The 911-nt window shown below is 74.2% G+C and carries 1 protein-coding gene; it reads left to right on the forward strand.

The genetic code is table 11. From position 1 onward, the window contains the following. Positions 1-911 (forward strand): CoA transferase (locus TRIHO_RS07155; protein WP_068241683.1); only part of this gene is annotated, 911 nt, incomplete at both ends.

Consider the following 911-nt stretch of genomic DNA (forward strand, 5'->3'; position numbering starts at 1 on the left):
GGTGCTGGGCTGGGGCGGCGCGCGGGAGGCGGTGACCGCCGCCGTGGCCCGCTGGTCCGGTGATGCGCTGGAACAGGCGGTGGTCGCGGCCGGCGGCGTCGCGGCCGCTCTGCGCAGCCGGGCCGAATGGCTGGCCCATCCGCAGGGGGCCGCCGTCGCGCAGGAGCCGTTGATCGACTGGGTGAAGCCCCGCCGCGTGGTGCTGCGCCCGCGCCCCGCCGCCAGCCTCTCGCGCCCCTTGGCCGGGTTGCGGGTGCTCGACCTGACGCGGGTGCTGGCCGGTCCCGTCAGCACCCGCACGCTGGCCGGGTTCGGCGCCGATGTGCTGCGCATCGACCCGCCGGGATGGGACGAACCGGGCGTGTTGCAGGATGTGGCGCTCGGCAAGCATATGGCCGCGCTGGACCTGCGCAGCCCCGCCGGACAGGCGCGGGTGCGGCAGCTGCTGGCGCAGGCGGATGTGCTGGTGCATGGCTATCGCCCCGGCGCGCTGGAGGATCTGGGGCTGGATCTGGCCACCCGCGATGCAATTGCACCAAACCGGGTCGAGGTTACGCTGGATGCCTATGGCTGGACCGGGCCCTGGGCCGGGCGGCGTGGTTTTGACAGCCTGGTGCAGATGAGCGCGGGCCTTGCCGATGCAGGCCGGGACTGGGCCGGGGCAGACAAGCCAACGCCCTTGCCGGTGCAGGCGCTCGACCATGCCACCGGATACATGATGGCAGCGGCGGTGCTGGATGCGCTGAGCCGCGCGGCGGGCGGCGCAAAGATCGCCGTCGCCCGGCTGTCACTGGCCCGCATGGCCGAAGCGCTGGTCGCCCTGCCGCAGGGTCGCTGCGACGGGCCAGAGATCACCTCCGCCCTGCCAGGCGATTTCGGCCCCCAAGAGGACAGCGGCTGGGGCCCCGGCC

This window comes from Tritonibacter horizontis (genome assembly GCF_001518015.1).
Lineage (GTDB): Bacteria > Pseudomonadota > Alphaproteobacteria > Rhodobacterales > Rhodobacteraceae > Epibacterium > Epibacterium horizontis.